The sequence below is a fragment of the Endozoicomonas sp. ALE010 genome (assembly GCF_049310165.1).
Classification (GTDB): Bacteria; Pseudomonadota; Gammaproteobacteria; order Pseudomonadales; family Endozoicomonadaceae; genus Endozoicomonas.
This window is the reverse complement of the sequence record NZ_JBLYNV010000077.1, coordinates 1-21,387: the sequence shown is the minus strand read 5'-3', so window position 1 is coordinate 21,387 and position 21,387 is coordinate 1. Positions and strand designations below refer to the sequence as shown.

The 21,387-nt window shown below is 50.3% G+C and carries 17 protein-coding genes; 5 read left to right on the top strand and 12 right to left on the bottom strand.

Annotation, left to right across the window (positions count from 1 at the left end; translation table 11 throughout):
• Window positions 1-135: 135 nt before the first annotated feature.
• The 3 genes from ACO6UY_RS21740 to clpB form a co-directional block, all read right to left on the bottom strand.
• The gene (locus tag ACO6UY_RS21740) at window positions 136-819 is read right to left on the bottom strand and encodes a hypothetical protein (RefSeq protein WP_422450974.1); all 684 of its coding nucleotides are present in this window, start codon (window positions 817-819) and stop codon (window positions 136-138) included.
• A 613-nt stretch (window positions 820-1,432) separates the two neighbouring features.
• Window positions 1,433-2,236, bottom strand: a complete 804-nt coding sequence (locus tag ACO6UY_RS21735) for a Cof-type HAD-IIB family hydrolase (protein WP_422450973.1) — start codon at window positions 2,234-2,236, stop codon at window positions 1,433-1,435.
• A 137-nt stretch (window positions 2,237-2,373) separates the two neighbouring features.
• Entirely contained in the window at window positions 2,374-4,956 is a 2,583-nt protein-coding gene (clpB, locus tag ACO6UY_RS21730; RefSeq protein ID WP_422450971.1) for an ATP-dependent chaperone ClpB, read from the bottom strand.
• Window positions 4,957-5,180: 224 nt separating this feature from the next.
• On the opposite strand from clpB, the gene ACO6UY_RS21725 reads away from it, so the two are divergent.
• Window positions 5,181-5,555, top strand: a complete 375-nt coding sequence (locus ACO6UY_RS21725) for a hypothetical protein (RefSeq protein WP_422450970.1) — start codon at window positions 5,181-5,183, stop codon at window positions 5,553-5,555.
• Window positions 5,556-5,702: 147 nt separating this feature from the next.
• On the opposite strand, the gene pgeF is transcribed toward ACO6UY_RS21725, so the two are convergent.
• Together pgeF and rluD are read right to left on the bottom strand one after the other, a co-directional pair.
• Window positions 5,703-6,455 (bottom strand): peptidoglycan editing factor PgeF, encoded by a 753-nt coding sequence (pgeF, locus tag ACO6UY_RS21720; RefSeq protein ID WP_422461855.1) that lies wholly within the window; start codon window positions 6,453-6,455, stop codon window positions 5,703-5,705.
• A 17-nt stretch (window positions 6,456-6,472) separates the two neighbouring features.
• Complete coding sequence (rluD, locus tag ACO6UY_RS21715) at window positions 6,473-7,444, bottom strand: 23S rRNA pseudouridine(1911/1915/1917) synthase RluD (protein ID WP_422450968.1); 972 nt, start codon at window positions 7,442-7,444, stop codon at window positions 6,473-6,475.
• Between the two features lie 249 nt (window positions 7,445-7,693).
• Here rluD and ACO6UY_RS21710 point away from each other — a divergent pair, with 249 nt between their 5' ends.
• Window positions 7,694-8,626: an outer membrane protein assembly factor BamD gene (locus ACO6UY_RS21710; RefSeq protein ID WP_422491202.1), complete on the top strand. Its 933-nt coding sequence runs from the start codon at window positions 7,694-7,696 to the stop codon at window positions 8,624-8,626.
• A gap of 36 nt (window positions 8,627-8,662) precedes the next feature.
• On the top strand, window positions 8,663-8,863 hold the full coding sequence (yacG, locus tag ACO6UY_RS21705) for a DNA gyrase inhibitor YacG (RefSeq protein ID WP_422450966.1): 201 nt from the start codon (window positions 8,663-8,665) through the stop codon (window positions 8,861-8,863).
• A gap of 144 nt (window positions 8,864-9,007) precedes the next feature.
• Here yacG and ACO6UY_RS21700 read toward each other — a convergent pair whose 3' ends face one another.
• The 4 genes from ACO6UY_RS21700 to secA form a co-directional block, all read right to left on the bottom strand.
• Window positions 9,008-10,462, bottom strand: a complete 1,455-nt coding sequence (locus ACO6UY_RS21700; protein WP_422491201.1) for a hypothetical protein — start codon at window positions 10,460-10,462, stop codon at window positions 9,008-9,010.
• Between the two features lie 204 nt (window positions 10,463-10,666).
• Window positions 10,667-11,620, bottom strand: a complete 954-nt coding sequence (locus tag ACO6UY_RS21695) for a Nudix family hydrolase (RefSeq protein ID WP_422491200.1) — start codon at window positions 11,618-11,620, stop codon at window positions 10,667-10,669.
• Window positions 11,621-11,633: 13 nt separating this feature from the next.
• The gene (argJ, locus tag ACO6UY_RS21690; RefSeq protein WP_422461849.1) at window positions 11,634-12,851 is read right to left on the bottom strand and encodes a bifunctional glutamate N-acetyltransferase/amino-acid acetyltransferase ArgJ; all 1,218 of its coding nucleotides are present in this window, start codon (window positions 12,849-12,851) and stop codon (window positions 11,634-11,636) included.
• 133 nt (window positions 12,852-12,984) lie between these two features.
• The gene (gene secA, locus ACO6UY_RS21685; protein ID WP_422450959.1) at window positions 12,985-15,726 is read right to left on the bottom strand and encodes a preprotein translocase subunit SecA; all 2,742 of its coding nucleotides are present in this window, start codon (window positions 15,724-15,726) and stop codon (window positions 12,985-12,987) included.
• Window positions 15,727-16,036: 310 nt separating this feature from the next.
• Here secA and cysK point away from each other — a divergent pair, with 310 nt between their 5' ends.
• Both cysK and metX read left to right on the top strand, forming a co-directional pair.
• Complete coding sequence (cysK, locus tag ACO6UY_RS21680; RefSeq protein WP_422491199.1) at window positions 16,037-16,993, top strand: cysteine synthase A; 957 nt, start codon at window positions 16,037-16,039, stop codon at window positions 16,991-16,993.
• A 7-nt stretch (window positions 16,994-17,000) separates the two neighbouring features.
• A complete protein-coding gene (gene metX, locus ACO6UY_RS21675; protein WP_422491197.1) occupies window positions 17,001-18,083 on the top strand; it encodes a homoserine O-acetyltransferase MetX in 1,083 nt (360 codons plus the stop codon).
• A 54-nt stretch (window positions 18,084-18,137) separates the two neighbouring features.
• Here metX and ACO6UY_RS21670 read toward each other — a convergent pair whose 3' ends face one another.
• From ACO6UY_RS21670 to ftsZ, 3 genes are all read right to left on the bottom strand, one after another.
• Complete coding sequence (locus tag ACO6UY_RS21670) at window positions 18,138-19,073, bottom strand: M23 family metallopeptidase (protein WP_422466572.1); 936 nt, start codon at window positions 19,071-19,073, stop codon at window positions 18,138-18,140.
• Window positions 19,074-19,441: 368 nt separating this feature from the next.
• Window positions 19,442-20,356 carry a UDP-3-O-acyl-N-acetylglucosamine deacetylase gene (gene lpxC / locus ACO6UY_RS21665; protein ID WP_422466574.1) on the bottom strand — a complete coding sequence of 305 codons (915 nt, stop codon included), beginning with the start codon at window positions 20,354-20,356 and terminating at the stop codon, window positions 19,442-19,444.
• Window positions 20,357-20,458: 102 nt separating this feature from the next.
• Window positions 20,459-21,387, bottom strand: a 929-nt coding sequence (gene ftsZ, locus ACO6UY_RS21660) for a cell division protein FtsZ (RefSeq protein WP_422491195.1), incomplete at its 5' end; no start/stop codon positions are given.

Here is a 21,387-nt window from a genome sequence, read left to right as displayed (position 1 = left end):
AAAGTTGAGGGTTCTCTTGTGTTTTCAGAAATTATGAGTATGTCAGTTTTCTGGTTGTGGCAGCTGACGTGTATTCATCGGGAGTAGCTGGAGATTATGACTGTTCTTTACTTAAAAAGTTCCCCTTTGATTCAGTCAGCTTGAAAACCGGGCAGGTGGGGAGGGCAATGGAGTTTGCTTCAGACTCATCTTTCTTGCTCTATTCGCTTCTTTTACAAAGGCAGTAGCTTGCCTGCCAGCGATTCTGGCTTTTTCTATATCGCCGGTATTCTTCAATACCGGATAGTAAGCCTTTCGGTAAGCCTTTTGGTAATTCCTTACATAAGCCTTCCGGCAATCCTTCTTGAAAGCCTTTAGCTTAACAGACTCCTCATGAATTCTCTGGGCAGCCTTCGCCGGTTCACTGGACTGTTCGTTGGCCTTCTGGTTAGTCGTGCGGTAAGACCTCTGGTAAGCCTTACGATAAGCCTTATATTTCTCTGACCTGCGGTAAGCCTTGTAGTAGGCCTTCCCCTTCTCTGACTGACGGTAAGCCTTGAAGAAAGCCCTGTAGTAAGCCTTCCCCTTCTCAGACTGACGGTAAGTCTTCTGGTAAGCCTTCATTTTCTCTGACCTTGTGCAACCCTTCTGGTAAGTCTTATCAGGGATAGTGGCCAGAGGTTCATCGGGAGTGTGCTGAACATCAGCAACTGATAAGCTTTGCGAGGTGAATTCCCCTGAACCTGAAACATTATTTCCTACAGTGCCTGTCAATGTTGCGGTGGGTGGGGGATGATTAGCATTAATGGCGTATAAGTGAGCATTCGCATCACCGGCCATACTCCAAACCCGATCAATTCTTATTTCTGATTGACCGGTAAGCGCTTTAGTATTTTGGCCGATTTGTTGGTATGCACCGGGTGTATATGATGAGCCTGGCAGTTCACTTTGTTCAGATTCATGAGAAGCAACAACATTGACTGGCATGTTTTTAAAATGAACATCACTGAATGGGCTATTGAAGCTTGCACCACATGGAATCAAGGGGTTTAAATACTTGACGGGTGCAGTTTGTTCAACCGGCCGCCCAAATGCTAAACCTCTATGTTGCGGCCAGCCATGCACAACCAATCCATTGCTCGACATAACAGACTCATAGGCTTTGTGAAACTCCAAATATAAGGAGTGAGAGTTAAAATATGGGTCAGTCATTGAATAATTGAATAATTGAATAATTGAATCACAAGCTAGGACTGTTCTTTCTTGTAAAAGTTCCGCTATAACATGAACTGCCCAGGGTTTATGTCAACCCAGCATAAAGAAATGCAATAGATATGAACAACGATGATGTAAAGCTGTTGACAAGCCAGCGCACGGCTGACGAGGAAGACGGTGGTCACCGTTGCTGGCTATGCCAAAGCAGCCATGCGCCAGGACCACCAACAGGAAATAGTTAAAGGCCGTAGAGCTTCGCCAGGTACTCAGCCACCGAGTGGTCATCACAATGACCAATACGCTCAAGTCCCGGCAGACTGTTCACCAGCGATGGGTCAGCATTACCCATCACCACACCTTTGCCGACGCTGGACAGCATCTCAAAGTCATTCATACCATCACCAAAAGCGATGGCATCCTGCAGACCATAACCTTTCAGCTTCAGCACCTCTTCCAGTGCTGTCCCCTTGCAAACGCCCGGTGCCATAATTTCAAAACACTCCGGCAGAGAGTAGGTCATATAAAACTGATCACCGTAAAGTTCACGGGCCCGGTCAGACAGTGGCAATAAGTCAGCGTGGGATTCCGCAACAAAAAAGATCTTCTGGATGGCACTGGTTTCAACCGCATCAAAATCAGCCATATGATAGGTAAAGCCGCTCGCCTTGCTGAACCCATGTAGGTCCTTATGCTCAACCTCAACCCGCCACTGCTCTCCCTGATAAACGCTGGTATGAACCTTATCTGCAAAGGGTTTTCGCAGGGACAATAATGGCTGCACAAATTCGGGGTTAATATCGTGCTGAACAATCATTTCGCCCTTCGGATTATGCACTCTGGCACCATTGCTGGTGATCAGATACATATCCACGCCAAGCTGTGATCTTATTCTTTCAACATCCTGAAAGTGGCGGCCAGTGGCAAAAATAAATTTGATACCTTTCTCACTCAGGCACCGAATGACGTCACGGGTTCTGGGAGAAAGTTCATGCTGTTTGGTGAGCAGAGTTCCATCAAGATCGGATACAACCACTGGATACATATAAATACCTCTATGCAAATCCTATTGCAGAAAACAGAGGAAGAGTATCCTGAGGAAGCAGGCAGTCCCTTCCCTTGAAAAAAATACCCGCTAACGTAAGTCCTGGTGGAAAATCGTTCAATCCGTAGTTTTCTCAATCAGGAGAACGCCAGCGCCCCATCCTGCACTGCCACGTTAATGGTATCACCTGGTTTATATCGACCAGATAGAATAGCTTCAGCCAGCGGGTTTTCTATGCTCCGTTGAATAGCCCGTTTCAATGGCCGGGCACCATACACCGGGTCAAAACCGACTTCTGCCAGCTGATCCATTGCCTCATCAGAAAGCGCCAGCCGTAGATTATTGTCCGCCAGCCTGCGATCCAGGTTAGCCAACTGTATGCTGGCGATGGATTTGATCTGGCTGGCACCCAGCGGATGGAATACCACTACCTCATCAATCCGGTTAACAAACTCTGGCCGGAAGTGCGTGCCTACCACCTCAATCAGGGTACTCTTCAGCTGTTCAAAATCGGTTTCACCGGTCTCTTTGTTCTGGAAGGTCTGAATAAGGTCAGACCCCAGGTTTGATGTCATGACAATAACGGTATTTTTAAAGTCTACCGTTCTCCCCTGACCATCGGTCAGACGACCATCTTCCAATACCTGCAGAAGAATATTAAAAACATCCGGATGCGCCTTCTCAACTTCATCCATCAACACCAGAGAGTACGGCTTACGACGTACGGCTTCGGTCAGGTAGCCACCTTCCTCATAACCTACATACCCCGGAGGCGCACCTAACAGGCGGGAAACCGAGTGCTTCTCCATAAACTCTGACATGTCGATACGGACGATGGCATCTTCCGTATCAAACAGAAATTCAGCCAGCGCCTTACACAGCTCAGTCTTACCAACACCGGTTGGGCCAAGGAACATAAAGGAGCCGTTAGGGCGGTTGGGGTCCGCTAACCCGGCCCGGGAGCGCCGCACCGCATTAGCAACCGCAATCACTGCCTCATCCTGGCCAACCACCCGTTTATGGAGCGCATCCTCCATACGCAGCAACTTCTCTTTCTCGCCTTCCAGCATCTTGGCAACCGGAATGCCTGTCCATTTGGACACCACTTCGGCAATCTCTTCTTCCGTTACCCGGTTTCTCAGCAGCTGATGTTCGCCGGTTTCCAGGGCATCCGCCTGGGCCAGCTGTTTATCCAGTTCCGGCAGGGTGCCATACTGAATTTCAGACATTTTGGTTAAATCCCCTGCCCGTCTGGCGGCTTCCAGCTCAATCAACAGTTTTTCTTTTGCTTCACGCAGCTTCTGCCCCCCTTGCAACTGGGCTTTTTCTGCTTTCCAGACATCTTCCAGGTCAGAGTACTCGCGCTCCAGTTCACCAACCTGCTCATTCAGCCTGGCCAGACGCTCCCTGGACGCTTCATCATCTTCTTTCTTCAGGGCTTCCTGTTCTATTTTGAGTTGAATCAGGCGACGTTCCAGTCGATCCATGGCTTCCGGCTTGGAGTCCATTTCCATCCGAATACGGCTGGCGGACTCATCAATCAGATCAATCGCCTTATCCGGCAGTTGTCGATCAGTGATATAACGCTGGGACAGTTTGACCGCAGCAATAATGGCCGGATCAGTAATATCAACCCCGTGATGCGCCTCATAGCGTTCCTTCAGGCCACGGAGAATGGCGATGGCATCCTCTTCCGTGGGCTCATCCACCAGCACCTTCTGGAAACGCCTTTCAAGGGCCGCGTCTTTCTCAATATATTGTCTGTACTCATCGAGGGTCGTGGCACCGACACAATGCAACTCGCCCCTGGCCAGCGCAGGTTTCAACATGTTCCCGGCGTCCATGGCCCCATCCGCTTTACCGGCACCCACCATGGTATGTATTTCATCAATAAACAGGATGATCTGACCTTCCTGTTTGGCCAGGTCATTCAGCACTGACTTCAGCCGCTCTTCAAACTCGCCACGGAACTTGGCACCAGCGATCAATGCGCCCATATCCAGCGATAGCAGCCTTTTTCCTTTCAAACCTTCAGGCACTTCACCATTGACGATACGCTGGGCCAGTCCTTCAACAATGGCGGTTTTACCGACGCCCGGCTCTCCAATAATCACCGGATTATTTTTGGTTCTTCGTTGCAGAACCTGGATCGTCCGCCGGATTTCATCATCCCGGCCAATGACCGGATCCAGCTTACCCACTTCTGCACGTTCGGTCAGATCAATGGTGTATTTGCTCAGGGAGTTTCGGGAATCTTCCGCATTCGGGTCGTCAATAGACGCGCCTCCGCGAATATTTTTAATAGCGTTTTCCAGCGCTTTCTGGCTGACTCCCTGACTGCTCAGTAATTTGCCCAGCGGACCACTGTCTTCCATCATGACCAGCAGCATGGTTTCACTGGAAATAAACTGGTCACTGGCCTGCTGTGCTTTTTTGTCCGCAAGGTTCAGCATTCGATAGAGGGCCTGGGACGTCTGAATATCACCGGTCGGCGATGACACCCTGGCCAGCTGTTCCAGCATGTCGGTCAGCTCACCACGAAGGGTGTTCACATCAAAGCCGACCTGCATCAGCAGAGGCTTGACCGAGCCTCCCTTCTGGTCGATGAGCGCAAGCAAAAGGTGGACGGGCTCAATCTGACTGTTATCTTTGCCAATAGCCAGAGACTGGGCATCAGACAGAGCTGACTGGAGTTTGCTGGTCAGCCGATCCATTCTCATAATGACCTTCTCCTACTCATGATCTCACTTCCGGTTTTTACTTTTAAATAGCCAGAAACAGATGATTTCATATGGTTAGGTATCTATATAGTGCTGGTGTGTGGCATTTCAAGGATGAACAGTAAATCGTAACTGCGAAAACATCTTTTTATTTAATCAACAGGAACCAATCACGCTTATTGCCAGTCTGCTCTTTTTGAACCCACCATAATGAGAATGAACTGATGAACTGTTTAGCTGGGATCAGCCGGTTAAATTTCAACCGGCAAAACCCTCAAAATGTTTCGACTCCAACAGATGCCTACCAAAAAAAACCACCAAACACCATTAACCAGTTTAAACACGGACAAATAGCAACAATAAGTTCACCAACCCGGCATTTACAAAGTTTCGATAACCTGACCGGAGACTTCGTAAGAAAAACATCCATTGCGCAAGTACCCTCAGAAAGCCAATGGATCGAACTGGCTGTTCGCAAAGTAGAACCAGCACCAGAGACGCCCCTTATGAGCACTTTCCAACCGATATCTGAGCCAGCAGATAACTGTTACCCACAAGACAACCGTTGTCTGATCAAACCCGACACCGATAAACAATAGGCTTCAGAATCCCATGACCACCATTGGACTGCTAACCGCACCTATACCAAACCACTCCCCCCCATTCCTGAATGAACCTTTCCCCTCCCCGAAACAGAAGCAGGAAACATTTAAGCGGGAAGGCAAAAGGCTCCGGGGAGGTCTGTATCAGGCCAGAGATGGCACTCTCCAGATCAGGGAGGCCATCCTTCCCGACGCATTTCCATCGCGACGGTAAGAATAGAAAAGATCAGACTGGTCATAACTACAGAACTCACCACCGTACACCTTGTTAATGCCAAGCCTGCTCAGCCGCCTGCGCGCCAGCAAATAAAGATCGGCAAACCAGCGATCACCACGGCCGGGAATAAATGCTTCAGAGCAACCAGCATCTTCCGCCAGGAACTGCTCCCTGACTTCCGGTCCAACCTCAAAATTATGCTGACCGATGGCAGGCCCCAGCCAGGCCATAACGGTTTGGGGTGGCACTGCCATGGAATGCACCGTCGCTTCAAGAACCCCGCCCACTAACCCTTTCCAGCCAGCATGAGCGGCCGCGACCACCGTTCCTTCCAGGTTACAGAACAGAACCGGTAAACAGTCTGCCGTCAGCACAGCACAGGCTGCTCCCGGTTGGCGGGAAACCGAAGCATCTGCTTCCGTTTCCTGCTGATCAGCATTGGCATCAGCAACGGCAACACCATGCACCTGTCTTAACCACAGCGGGGATGTTGTCAGATCAAGGTCCTGCTCCAGTCGCTGCCGGTTTGCCCGAACCGTGTCCTGATCATCACCACAGTAGAGCCCGAGGTTGAAGCTGGAAAAACCAGCGTCACTCAGCCCACCCTTTCGGGTAGTCACTAACGCTTTAACACCCTCCGGTGCAGGCCAGTCGGCCCAGAGGAAGCGCTCACTGCTCACTCACATTCTCCTCTGCCTTAATCTGAGAGCGGCTCATTGGCAGCCAGACTGTCCAATAACATTTGGAAATCATCGGTCAGGGGCACCTCCCATTCCATATACTCACCCGTGGCCGGATGTATCAGACCAAGCTGACGGGCATGAAGGGCCTGTCGTCTGAATGCTCTCAGAACGACTTCCAACGCAGCCGGGCATGACTTGGGCAACTTAAGCCCCCCACCGTAAAGGTCATCACCCACCAGGGGGAAGTGCTGGTGACTCATATGCACACGGATCTGATGAGTTCTGCCCGTTTGCAGGTTAAGTCGGATATGGGTGTGCGCCTTATAACGTTTCACTACCCGGTAATGGGTAACAGACGGTTTGCCACCGCGCACAACGGCCATCTTCAAGCGGTTTTGCGGGTGTCGGCCGATCGGTGCATCAACCACACCCCCTCCCGTCATTACCCCTCGCACAACCGCCTCATATTCGCGATGAACCGTACGATCCTGCAGCTGTGCAACAAGGTCGGTGTGCGCTGCCGGGGAACGGGCAACCACCATCAGGCCGGTGGTATCCTTATCCAGCCGGTGGACAATGCCAGCCCGGGGCAACGCTGCATTATCCGGATAGTGATACAACAGGGCGTTGAGCAGCGTCCCAGTATAATTTCCTGCAGCGGGATGCACCACCAGACCTGCTGGCTTATTGATCACCATGATATGGTTATCCTGATAAACAACGTTCAACGGGATATTTTCCGCCGTCCATTGCCCTTCAGGCTGAACCTCAACGGACAGAGATAACTGTTCCCCGCCATAGAGCTTCTCTTTTGGTTTTCGGGCATCGCCATCCACCACCAGAAAGCCCTCACGAATCCACTCCTGAAGCCGGGCCCTGGAAAACTCCGGAAAACAGGCCGCCGCTATCTGATCAAATCGACGACCACCCTGATCATCAGGCACCGTGACACTCTCTTTGATGACATGTTTAGTAACTTCGCCCATTCAGCAACACTCAGTTCATAAATCTACTTTCAGTACCGACAACGCAAACCGCACATACCTGTAACCAGAACGCCGTAAAATCTTGTCTTTTCGTTTTCCGGCAGACTATGTTTAAATGCAGCTTTAGTAAGTCTTTTTATCGGTTTGAAGAGTTTATCACAAGAAGACTCTGAAGCCTGAGTGGTTGTCGAAAGCGACAGAAAATGATGTGTAAAGAGCACGGGACAAGTACGGAAACCAATCAACACCATGACCATCTTGACTGCAAAATTGCCCAGGGTACTGCCCCCGTTTCTCACCAGATCCATTTTGATGGTGTTTGCCACTATCCTTCTGGCGGGCTGTGCATCCACCGAAAATAAAGAGCAACTCCCGGAAGCCCTGTCTGAGCCTGAGCTTTACCAACTGTCCAGCAAGGCGCTTGAGGACGGTCGCTATTCCGAAGCCATTAAATCTCTGAGAACCCTGGAGTCCCGCTATCCTTTTGGTTCATTTGCTGAACAGGCACAACTGGATATCATTTACGCCTATTTCAAAAATGCCGAGCCGGAAGCCTCCAGGGCTGCCGCTGACCGTTTTATCCGCCTGCACCCGCAACACCCTGATGCAGACTACGCCTATTACATCAAAGGGCTGGCGTCCAACACTGCGTCCATGGGTCTGCTGGAGCGATACCTGCCAATGGATCTGACCCGCCGTGACCCTGGCCAGGCCCGGGTATCATTTAACGAGTTTTCTGAATTGCTGAGCCGTTACCCCGAGAGTAAATACGTGCCGGATGCCCGCCAGCGCATGGTTGCCCTCCGTAACCGGCTGGCCGAGTATGAAATTCATGCCGCTAACTATTATCTGAAACGTAAGGCCTATGTCGCTGCGGTCAACCGTGGGCGCTATGTTGTCGAGAATATGCAACAGACACCTGCCGTTCCCGAAGCCCTGGCCATAATGGTCGAAGGCTATCAACATCTGGAACTGCCAGAACCCGCCGGTGAGGCCCTGGAGGTGTTGAGGCTGAACTACCCGAACCACCCGGCACTGGACAAGAATGGCAATTTTGTAGGATACAAGGTGTTTGAAGATGTGGATCCATCCATCTGGAGCACCCTGACCTTCGGCCTGATTGGCAGCTCCAAACCCAAAATTCAGGACGCACCTCCGCCACAGCCACCTGTGGTGAATTGAGGCGATATACCTTTTCCAAGTCTATCTGGCTAGCACATGACCAAAACCGTTAAATGCCCACAGTGCGGAACAGCCGTGAAGTGGGTTCCCGAAAGCAAGTACCGTCCCTTTTGCTCAGAACGCTGCAAGCTGATTGACTTTGGTGCCTGGGCAAAAGAAGAACATACCATTCCGGGTGATCCGGCCTTTGATGACCTGATGTCCCAGGAGCTTGATGAGGTGCCCACCCGGCATTAAGTAGTCATGTTCAGGGCCTGTTGACGCTCAAGACGACATGCAAGCCAATAAAAAAACCGGGGATATCCCCGGTTTATGGCACTAATTTTCAAGCTTTGCTGCCATGGGCAAACGATGGCTTGAGATCAGGTGAGTCGCGAAGATTTATACCCCCTCTTCACCATTATTAGTCTTCACAGATTCCGAATCTTGCTTATCAACAGAAACCTCTGCACCAGGTTGGTTTCCAGTGGCATTTTGACCCAGCGGAGACAAGAGGATCACAGCAGGTTCTTCCGGTTGAAAATACAGGGCAGAATTATCAAACGACAAAGGCTGCTCACCTTCACCGCCTTCAATGCCTTCAATGCCTTCAGCTTTACCTGCATTATCATCGACGGAATGCGAGTCAAAATCCTCTTCGTTGATCTGCCCAAGACCATTAATTTTTGACTCTGATTCCCTGGCACACTCCTCCAGAGCCTTAAAGGCAACATGAACACCTTCTTCAAAATCCACCCTTTCATTATAAAATTGATCCATGCGATCCAACAAAATGTTCAACTGGCTTAAATTGATACTAACAACCCTCTTAACAGCCCCCGGCGCTAAAACGGTAAGGTTAAAGATTGGATCCTTCCCATCCTCATTCATTTCAACCTTTACAACAGAGTTAATATCTAAATTTTGCAACTCTTCACGACTTACCAAATTTTCCTCAGCCAGCACATCTTTCGAATCTTTCGAATCTTTCGAATCATGCTTAACTTTGAAATCTTTAAAAAGGTCATTCAGATATTTCTCTTGCCAGGTTTTTTGCCGTTCCTTCGTCAACTCTTCTGCCATAAAACGGGTTATTTTCTGTTCCCTTACCAACTCTTTCTCCGTAGAAATAGACCTATTTGTTTCTCTGAAAGCATGTAGAAAATTAATACCTACGATACTCCTTAAACTTTCAGTTTTATTCTTATGATGAATAGCAACAGCCTTGTAGTTTTCCCGATCCGTCTGCAGTTCTTTCAGTATTCTTTCCTGCCGTTTTAATCTTACGCCGTTGAATTGAAGCTCCTTATGCTGCCTACGGATACAACGAACTTTAGATTCGCGCTCTTTATTGAATTTATCCTGTGCCTTCTTTAAAAGCTCTTGCTTTTCTTCATGAGCAATACGAACCAGAGCGTCAGCTTGACTTTCAGCACAAATATTAAGGTCCTCTTTTTCAAGCTTTGCTTGCCTGGCATCCGCTTCTGCAGCAGAAACCCTCTTAAGCAGTGCTTCTTTATCCGCTATCAGTGCTTCTTTATCCGCTTTCAGGGCCGCAAATTCTTCCATGGTTGGAATTTTCTTTTCAACTGCCTGTGTGGTTTCAACACGCCTGTCAGAAAGGTCTTTACCTCTAATACCGTGGATGGCATCACCAACCAGGGAAGGCAAGATTCCAAAAGGCACAAAGACTGCTGCAACTGCACGTCCAAGCCATTTTCCGAATGTACTTCCTTCGTCAAATTTTCTGGAAACACTATCGGCAACTTTGTGGCACCATCTCACGATGGTCCAATCTCTTTTGTGGGGTTCCACAACGATTACTTGAGGTGCAGGTGCACCGATTGAACTAGGCATAATAACTTCCTCTATTGGTTGTTTGTGATTTTTTTAAGTGATACTGGTGTTTTAGAGAGGAAAATTATGAGTTGGTTCAATAGTCAGTTATAATTTTTAGAAATTAAATAATTTCTAGTTATTTAAAAATCATAATAAAAGCAAAACTGACCAATAATTGATAGGCCCTATAGCTCTGATCAGGCGTTCCGAAGCCAGAGAAAATCAGCCCCAAAAAGCCTGAATGGCGGCAATTCCCCGGGCACCCAGCTGCCGGGCAAGATGCGCATCTTCTGGATTCATCCCCCCAAGCCAGAACACAGGGACTTTTGCCATGCCAGTCAGCATTTTAGCCCGCTCCAACCCAAGAGGGCTGGCCTCAGGATGGGAAGCGGTTGCCTTGACCGGTGACAGGGTAATAAAGTCCACCGCCATTGCCTCAGCCGCTTTGATCTGCGCCTTATCGTGACATGAGGCGACCAGAAGCTGGCCGCTATGGCGCTTTTCAGGTTTAACCGGCAAACCCAGCTGACGGGAGGTCAAATGCAGTCCATGGCACCATGACTCTGACAAAAGGGAGAGATCCCCTTTGATGATCAGCGTCCCACCAGCGGCCAGAACGAAACTTGATAGTTCCCGTGCCAGCCGGAGATAGTCACCCGCCTCAAGCCAATGAGCCCGAAATTGAATCAGGCGAATACCGTTATCCAGCGCTGCCAAAACGCTGTTAAAGAGTGCTTCTTTTTCCGCAAAATGCCCGGTAATCATATAATGGTCAGGAAGTTGCAGCGCCCGGAGAATCACCTTATTGGCTTCAGGAAACTCATAGTCATTAAGACAATCCTTCTCAACCCACCGAATCAACTGACCTTCATTACCTTTCGGCTCGCCCTGAATACCACTGACCACCCAGGTATCCAGTAATACGGACTTATCAGGGTAGTCATGGCGAATTTTGATGAGTGGTGAAAAAGTGGCAACGCCGATATCCAGCTCTTCGCGAAGTTCCCGGCTCAGGGCGACCCTGATATCTTCCCCGGGCTCGACTTTACCGCCGGGAAACTCCCATAATCCGCCCATGTGTTTATCTTCAGGACGTTTGGCCAGTAAAACCCGGCCATCGTCCCCAAGAATCACAGCAACTGCCACATGAACCACGTTTCTATTGTCAATAATCATTGGGGCAATGGATTCAGGTGCGATACTCGGCATTGATCTTTACATACTCATGGGATAAATCGGTCGTCCAGATCTCTTCGGTGCAATGGCCTGCGCCCAGGGAAATCCTGATCAGGATGTCCTCCTGATCCATCACTTTCTGGCCGGCCTCTTCGGTATAACCCACTGCGGGCTGGCCGCAGTCAACAATGGCGGTATCCCCCAGCCAGATGGATACACGGTCAATCTCAAGCGTAGGAATGTCGGCCCGGCCAACCGCTGCCAGAATTCGCCCCCAGTTTGGGTCACTGGCAAACAGGGCAGTTTTAACCAGTGGCGAATGGGCGACGGTATAAGCCACTTCCAGGGCGTCCTGATGGGTGGCCGCCTCTGCCACTTTTACAGTGACAAATTTGGTGGCTCCCTCGCCATCCCTGACAATTGCCTGGGCAAGCTCAACGGCCACCTCGCGAAGGCTCACCGCTAACTTCCCGGCCAACCCGGAATCTCGGGCAGTGATTGGATCATTACCAGCCGCCCCTGTGGCAACCACCATAAAGCTGTCATTGGTCGATGTATCACCATCGATGGTGATCCGGTTAAAGGATTGGTTGGTAATGTCCAACAACAGGTTTTGCAAAAACGTTTGTTCAACCGCCGCATCCGTTGCGATATAAGCCAGCATGGTGCCCATATTGGGTTTGATCATTCCGGCACCCTTACTGATTCCGGAGACCGTATAGGTGGTTCCCTCATGTTGAAATTGGCGACTGCTGCCTTTAGGTCGCGTATCGGTGGTCATGATGCCTTCAGCGGCATGCAACCAGTTATCTTCTTGCAAATCAGACAGCGCCGCTGGTAGCGCTGCACAGAGCGTATTGACCGGAAGCTGCTCACCAATCACGCCGGTTGAAAACGGCAGGACCTGACACTCATTAACGCTGGACAACGTCGCCAGCTCGGATGACGTCAGCCTGGCTGCCGCCATTCCCTGTTCACCGGTGCCTGCATTGGCATTGCCGGTGTTAATCAGAAAGTAACGGGGATCACCGGTTAAGCGCTCACGGCTTAAATGAACCGGGGCCGCACAGAAGCGGTTAAGGGTAAAAACCCCGGCCACGGAGCTGCCCTTATCCCAGTTCATAACCACAAGATCCCGGCGGCCGGGTTTTCTGATCCCCGCCATAGCCGTTCCCAGGCGAAAGCCCCTGACCGGTTTCACTGCCGCCCATTCCCCAGAACCCGTTGCCATGATTGACTCCATTGGTGATATCGCTGCTTATTCTTGACTGATTTTGTTGTTACGCCTTGAGCAGATGCTGATGCACAAACAAAAACGGGTCAGCCTGTTAAAGCTGACCCGCAGTTTAAGTTACCTGCCCTGATCAGGCAATTTTACCGTGGCACTGTTTAAACTTCTTACCGGAACCACATGGACACGGATCGTTCCGCCCCACTTTACGCCCTTCCCGGACAAATGGCTGGTGTGCTTCCTCTTCAGGTGCTTCCTGCCCGGTTGCTTCTGCTTCTACACCCTGGGCCCTGGCATGCTCAAACTGCATTCTCCGGGCCATTTCCTCACGACGCTGACGTTCCATCTCAGCGGTTCGATCATCTTCCTGCACCTGTACATGGGAGATAATACGAATCGTGTCGTACTTGATATCCTCAAGCATCTGCTGGAATAACTCAAACGCCTCACGCTTGTATTCCTGCTTGGGGTTCTTCTGGGCATAACCACGGAGATGAATACCCTGTCTCAGGTGGTCCATGGTGGCCAGATGCTCTTTCCACTTGTCATCCAGAATCCGCAGCAGAATATGCTTTTCAAAGTTGCGCAGAACTTCAGCACCGGCCAATTCTTCCTTCTTGCGGTAGGAATCGATTACCCCCTGGAGAATACGCTCACGGAGCGCCTCTTCATCCAGACGATCATCTTCATCCAGCCACTGCTGAACCGGCATACGCTCATTGAGCTCGCTGGCCAGTTTCTCTTCCAGACCTTTCACATCCCACTGCTCTTCCAGGCTCTGGGGTGGAATGTGCTGACTGATCAGGCCACTGACCACGTCTTCACGCAGTGCTTCAATACTGGAAGAAACATCCTCTGCACTGAGCAGTTCATCCCGTTGATGATAAATGACCTTACGCTGGTCATTGGCAACATCATCATATTCCAGCAGCTGCTTACGAATATCAAAGTTGCGACCTTCCACTTTACGCTGGGCTTTTTCGATGGCATTGGTCACCATGCGGTGTTCAATGGCTTCACCTTTTTCCATGCCCAGGGCTTTCATAAAGTTCTTGACCCGCTCAGAAGCGAAAATCCGCATCAGGCTGTCTTCCAGAGACAGATAAAAACGGGAAGAGCCCGGGTCGCCCTGACGACCGGAACGGCCTCTTAACTGGTTATCAATACGTCGTGACTCGTGACGCTCGGTACCGATAATATGCAGACCACCGGCTTCAAGCACCGCCATGTGGCGTTTCTGCCAATCCGCTTTGATCTGATCAATTTGCTCCTGGGCCGGGCTACCCAGCTCGGCAACTTCTGCCTTCCAGTTACCGCCCAGCATGATATCGGTACCACGGCCCGCCATATTGGTGGCGATGGTGACCGCACCGGGGCGACCAGCCTGGGCGATGATATCGGCTTCTTTCTCATGGAATTTGGCATTCAGTACCTGGTGAGCAATGCCCGCTTTATCAAGAGCTTTGGACAGATGCTCAGAAGAGTCGATAGACGCCGTACCCACCAGAACCGGACGCTCAGCTTTCACCGTTTCCTTGATATCTTCAATAATGGCGTCGTATTTTTCCGCGATCGTCAGATAGACGAGATCATTGCCATCCTGACGAACCATCTCCTTGTGGGTAGGAATAACAATCACGTCGAGGCCATAAATCTGACGGAACTCGAACGCTTCGGTATCGGCAGTACCGGTCATGCCGGAGAGCTTGTCATAATTCCGGAAATAATTCTGGAACGTTGTGGAAGCCAGAGTCTGGCTCTCCGCCTGAATGCGCAGCCCTTCTTTCGCTTCAATCGCCTGATGGAGACCTTCCGAGAGACGACGGCCCGGCATGGTACGACCGGTGTGCTCATCCACCAGCAGAACTTCATTATTCTGCACAATGTATTCCACATTGCGGTTAAACAGCACATGGGCTTTCAGGGCTGAGTTCGCATGGTGCAGCAGGTTCAGGTTGTTGGAGGCGTAAAGGCTTTCCCCTTCCGGCAACAAACCTTCCTGTTGCAGCAGCTCTTCAATAAACTGATGGCCCAGTTCATTCAACTCAACCTGGCGGGTCTTCTCATCGACTGAGTAATGACCGGTAAATTCAACGGTATTGGGATCCTGGTCTTCAGGAATGGGCTCCTGCCGTTGCAGCCTGGGAACCAGCTGATTCATCTTTTTATAAAGTTCTGAGGAGTCTTCAGCCGGACCGGAAATAATCAGCGGTGTTCTGGCCTCATCAATCAGAATCGAGTCAACCTCATCGACAATGGAGAAGAAGAGATCACGCTGGAAGCGATCTTCCTTCCGGAAGGCCATATTGTCACGAAGGTAGTCAAAACCAAACTCGTTATTGGTTCCGTAGGTGATATCCGCCTGATAAGCCTGACGCTTCTCTTCCGGATCCTGCTGCGGAACAACAATGCCCACGCTCATCCCCAGAAACTCATAGAGCGGGCGCATCCAGTTCGCATCACGACGGGCCAGATAATCATTCACGGTAACCACATGAACGCCCTGACCGGGAATGGCGTTCAAATAAGCAGGCAGGGTGGCCACCAGTGTCTTACCTTCACCGGTGCGCATCTCGGCAATGCGCCCTTCATGGAGGGTCATGCCACCAATAAGCTGGACATCAAAATGACGCATGCCCATCACCCGCTTGCCCGCCTCACGAACCACAGCAAACGCCTCAGGCAACAGGTCATCAAGGGTTTCGCCTTTGTTGAAGCGCTCGCGAAACTCTCCGGTTTTAGCCTTCAGCTCATCGTCGCTCAAAGCCGCCAGGCTTTCTTCCAGGGCATTGATTGATTTGACAATCTTACCCATCCGTTTCAGCTGGCGGTCATTCCGGCTACCAATAACTTTCTTAATTAACGAAGCAAACATAAGTTGTTAACAGTCTCACACTCTGTTTCCGGAGCTGTCCTCCTACCGACAAATCCGGGCCGGAGCAGACAAGCGCACAATAGTCCAACATTCTATGACAATCACGGCAAAGTCTCACCTATATTAGCTGTATTTCTGTGCTGTCCATTAAGCTGAGTCGGTAAAAAATATTCAATGCTTTCAAGCTGGTTTGGATTTTTGCACTGGTATTGAACTGACGGCATACTGGTGCGCCTGAGAATCTGAGCAGTCCTTTGGCAACAGAGTTCAGAAAAATATCAACCGGGGCGGCAGCAAGAGACATACCCTTATGATTTACAATTCTATTTTAGAAACAATCGGCCAGACTCCCATCGTTAAAATCAATCGCCTGGCACCGGCACACATCAACTTCTACGTGAAAGCCGAGTACTTTAACCCTATGGCCTCTGTAAAGGACCGATTGGCATTTGCCATCATCAACGACGCCCGGCAAAAAGGTGAACTTGAAGAAGGGCAAACCGTCGTTGAAGCGACCTCCGGTAATACAGGTATCGCCATGGCCATGGTGTGTGCGGCATTGAACCATCCTTTTGTGGCGGTTATGACCGAAACATTCTCTGTTGAGCGACGCAAAATCATGCGTGCCCTGGGTGCCAAAGTTGTACTGACGCCGGCTGCCGAGCGTGGTACTGGCATGGTGCGGGTTGCCAAAGAGTTGTCCGAGAAAAACGGCTGGTTCCTGGCTCGACAGTTTGAAAACGAAGCCAATCCTGAATATCACCGGAACACCACCGCCCCTGAAATTTTGCAGGATTTTGCCGGCAAGCGGCTGGATTATTTTGTCAGTGGTTACGGCACTGGCGGTACCATCACCGGTGTCGGTGAAGTACTTAAGGCTGCCCGTCCAGACATCAAAATCATCTGCACCGAACCTGCCGGTGCGGCATTGCTCAGTGGCAAAGAGTGGGCACCGCACAAGATTCAGGGTTGGACACCGGATTTTATCGCCCCGGTCCTTAACCGTGAAGTTATTGATGAAGTATTGCCGGTTGATGATGTGGTTGCCCGTGATAGCGCACTTGAACTGGCCCGCAAAGAAGGCATCTTCTGTGGTATCTCTGCCGGTGCAACGGTTGCGACTGCACTTGAAGTGGCTGAAACTGCACCTGAAGGCTCTACCATTCTGGCCATGTTGCCGGATACCGGCGAACGTTACATGTCTACTTTCCTGTTTGATGATATAGCCGAAGGCTCAGACGACGAAGTACTGGAAACTTTAAAGTAATACTGTCTTGAGTTATTCGATACAGAACCTCGAAGACGGCTCCAGCCTGTTTACAAGTACGGAGCCGTTCACCCTTGCCAATGGCCGGGTATTGGAACACTGGCAGTTGTGTTACGAAACGTTCGGCCATTTGAATAAGCAAAGGGATAATGTTGTTCTGATTCATCATGCCTTGAGTGTCGGGCCCCATGTCGCTGCCACTAAAGCCAATCCGAAAAAGGGTTGGTGGCAGGCCATGGTGGGACCGGGCAAAGCGATTGATACCGACAGGTATCATGTTATTTGCATCAACAATTTGGGCAGTTGTTTTGGTTCAACCAGTCCGGTGACCACTAATCAGGTGACCAGCAAGCCCTGGGCAGGGGACTTTCCGGAGGTGATGATGGAAGACATGGTGCACAGTCAGAAGTTATTGCTGGACCACCTCGGCATTGAGAGACTGTATGCCATGATCGGTAACTCAATGGGCGCTATGGTTTCACTGACCTGGGCAATTGCTTACCCCGATTCGGTGCAAAGGTTACTGTTGACCAGTTCGTCCTATAAGGCATATCCGGCCAATATTGCTAACCGTCGGATCCAGCAGGAATCGATTCGGCTGGATCCGGCTTTTCAAGATGGCAATTATGAACCGGATGCCCAGCTGAATGGATTTCGATTGGCACGAAAGCTTGGGCTTTATACTTATCGTAACGCCGCCGAATGGAACCGACGCTTCAATAGTTTCAACAACATCGGTATGCGTGATGATGAAATCAACAGCTATATGGATTATAACGCCGATCTGTTTTGCCGCAGCTTCGATGCCAATCGCTATTTGGTGCTGACCGCCGCAATGGACCGATATGATGTGACGCAACAATACGAATCGCTCGCAGCCACTTTCGGCAGAATCACCGCTAAAACCACAGTAATTTCGGTAGAGAGTGATATTCTGTTCACTCCGCAACAACAGCAAGAGCTGTACCAGGGTCTGCTAAAGGGACGGGTGGACTGTCACTATATCAATCACCCCTCCCAATATGGCCACGATGCCTTCCTGGTAGAAACCGGAGCCTTCGATCGCTACCTGCGGGTATTTCTCGACTGAAAGCTGAAGTTAAAGAATACCCGCCCTGAGCAAGAAAAAAATCAGCCTTAAATTCTACTTACTTGCTCTGTAGATATATCTCGAAGGGTCCTGAGGCTTGCCATTTTTCAAAACCTCAAAGTGGACATGTGGTCCGGTTGACCGCCCGGAACTGCCCATTTTGGCAATGGCCTGCCCTCTGGTGACAATATCACCGACCTTGACCAGGTTTTCATCATTGTGGGCATAACGTGTCAGATAACCATTGCCATGATTGACCTCCACCAGAAGCCCAAAGCCTGAGCGGGTGCCTGACCAGACAACAACACCTGCCGCCACGGAAATAATGTCTGAGCCGCGCTTACCGGCAAAATCCACACCATTATGCCAGGCACCCTTACCGGTAAACGGGTCGGTACGGCGACCATAACGGGAAGAGAGCCAGCCTTTTCTGACGGGCAACCCCGCCAGAAATGCATCGTCGTGAAGGGTTCTGTTGGCAATAAGATTATCCAGAAGGTCCAGCTGTTCTTCGCGGTTATCGATCTGATCCGCCAATTGATCAATAGCCTCAATCAGACTTACCTTGCTGTAGGCTACTTCTGCTTCAGCAAACTCCTGAGGGCCACCCAGTGCAGGCACTTCATTGAAGTCAAACTCACCGTCATCCAGTTTTGCCTTGCTGGTAAGGCGTTCGCCAAGGGCATCCAGTCGGGTCATACGCCCCTGAAGTTCAGACAGCCTGAGCATCAGGGCATCCAGCTGGTTTTGCGCCTGCTGACGAACCAGGCCAAGATCCTGTTGCTGTGTATCCAGAACCTGTTTCCAGTTTTTAACGCCCTCACTGGTTAACATGTGCTCCTGGTTATTGGTCAACCAGGCATACATTGCGCCACCACCAACGGCCATGGAGAGCAAAAAAGCACAGAAAAACAGAACCCCTACCCGTTTTCCACTTCCGGAATAAGTTCGGGTTCGAGAATGATCCTGGTTAACAACAATAATTTTCATCAGCAACCCTTAATGCCAAACCCGCAGCATATCTCCACTATTGTATTTCAGGAGCATGCAAAATACAGAACCAGAGGACGGATTTCCCCACTTCTACAGCTACGCTCGTCTACATCCCACTCTGCCTAGGAGCCACCTGATACTGATGTTATCGTTATAAAACGGTATTTTTTAATGCGGTCAACGACAGTTCAAGGTCAAAAAAACAGTACTCTTGAACAACATGCACTTATCAGAAACCAGTTCGGGATAAAGACTTTTTACTTAGAAAAAAGGCCACTATTATATTGTGGCCTGATTCAAGACTAAAATTGTCCAGCCTCGCAAAAAATCACGTAACAGATCAGCATTAATTCAAAAAGCAGTCATCAGGCCGTTACAGCAACGGGCTTCTGATAGGAGATCGGAGAAACCTCAGCCTCTTCGAAAGTCACTATCTCCCATAATTTCTCATTGGCAAGCAATGTTCTAACCAGTTTATTGTTAAGTTCATGGCCAGATTTATGACCGATGAACTGACCAATCAAACTATGCCCCAGCAAATAAAGGTCGCCGATCGCGTCCAGCATCTTGTGCTTGACAAACTCATCGTGATAGCGGAGGCCATCTTCATTGAGAATTCGGTACTCATCGACAACAACCACATTATCCACGCTGCCGCCAAGGGCCAGATTTTGGGAACGCAGGTACTCGACATCACGCATAAAACCGAAAGTACGGGCCCTGCTGACTTCCTTCACAAAAGAGGTACTGGAGAAGTCAATCGACGCTGTCTGGGAGCGGCTTTTGAAAACAGGATGATCAAAGTCAATGGTGAAACTTACTTTGAAACCGTCGTATGGTTTGAAGGTTGCCGTTTTATCCCCATCCGTCACCGTCACAGCTTCTTTGATGCGAATGAACTTCTTGGGCGCATTCTGCTCCTGGATACCTGCGGACTGTAGCAGGAATACGAATGGACCAGCGCTGCCGTCCATAATGGGAACTTCGTGGGCACTGACCTCAACGCAGGCATTATCAATACCCAGCCCGGCCAGGGCGGAGAGAAGGTGTTCAACAGTGTCAATTCGGGTGCCGTCTTTATGCAAAGACGTGCACAGTGTCGTCTGCCCGACATTCAGGGCATGTGCCGGAATTTCAATGACCGGGTCAAGGTCTGTACGACAGAAAATGATGCCGGTATCTACAGGAGCAGGCTTAAGAGTAAGGTAAACCTTTTCACCGGAGTGAAGGCCCACGCCCGTAGCACGAATAATATTTTTCAGTGTACGCTGTCTGATCATGATAACGCTGTTCCGCGACCTGAAAGGTCCCTGTTATTTGGATGCAACGTCACATTGTAACAAAAGTAACAATTGAGACAAGTTCGCATTTATACGCCCTGATTAATCCGCCTGACGCCTTAGAAATGCCGGTATATCGAGGTAATCGACACTATCTCCGGTCGCCACCGCTGCCCGTTTACCTTCTTCCCGCGGACTCACTTCCTCTTCCTCCTTCTTTTTGTCACGCAACAGAGGAGAAATGTCCAGCCTGCCATAGTCAGGTGTGCCGTCTTTGTTTTTTGGCGGTGCTTTTTCAACCACCTTCAACTGTTCCCTGGCAACGCCGCCAGCACCAATACCGGTTGCCACGACAGTTACCCGCAGCTCGTCCGTTAATTCCGAGTCAATAACAGTACCGATAACAACGGTTGCATCGTTAGACGCAAACTGACTTACAACGTCGCCTACCTGGTTGTACTCACCAACGGTAAAGTCAAGGCCGGCAGTAATGTTAACCAGAACACCCTTGGCTCCCTGCAGGTCCACGTCTTCCAGCAGCGGACTGCGGATGGCTTTCTCGGCTGCCTCTGCAGCACGGCCGCTACCCGTGGCAACTCCGGTACCCATCATCGCCATACCCATTTCTGACATCACTGTGCGAACATCGGCAAAGTCAACGTTGATAAGACCATCACGGGTAATCAGTTCAGAAATACCCTGCACCGCACCCAGCAGAACATCATTGGCAGCACCAAAGGCATTGAGCAGACTGACATCACTGCCAAGCACTGGCAGTAACTTTTCATTGGGAATGGTAATCAGCGAATCCACATGTTCCTGAAGCTCTTTAAGACCTTCTTCGGCAATCGCCATTCTGCGCTTGCCTTCAAAACCGAATGGCTTCGTGACCACGGCCACGGTCAGTGCGCCAAGCTCCCGGGCTATCTCGGCAACCACCGGAGCTGCGCCGGTCCCCGTACCACCGCCCATGCCCGCGGCAATAAAGACCATATCCGCACCTTTGAGGAGCTCGGCGATACGCTCCCGGT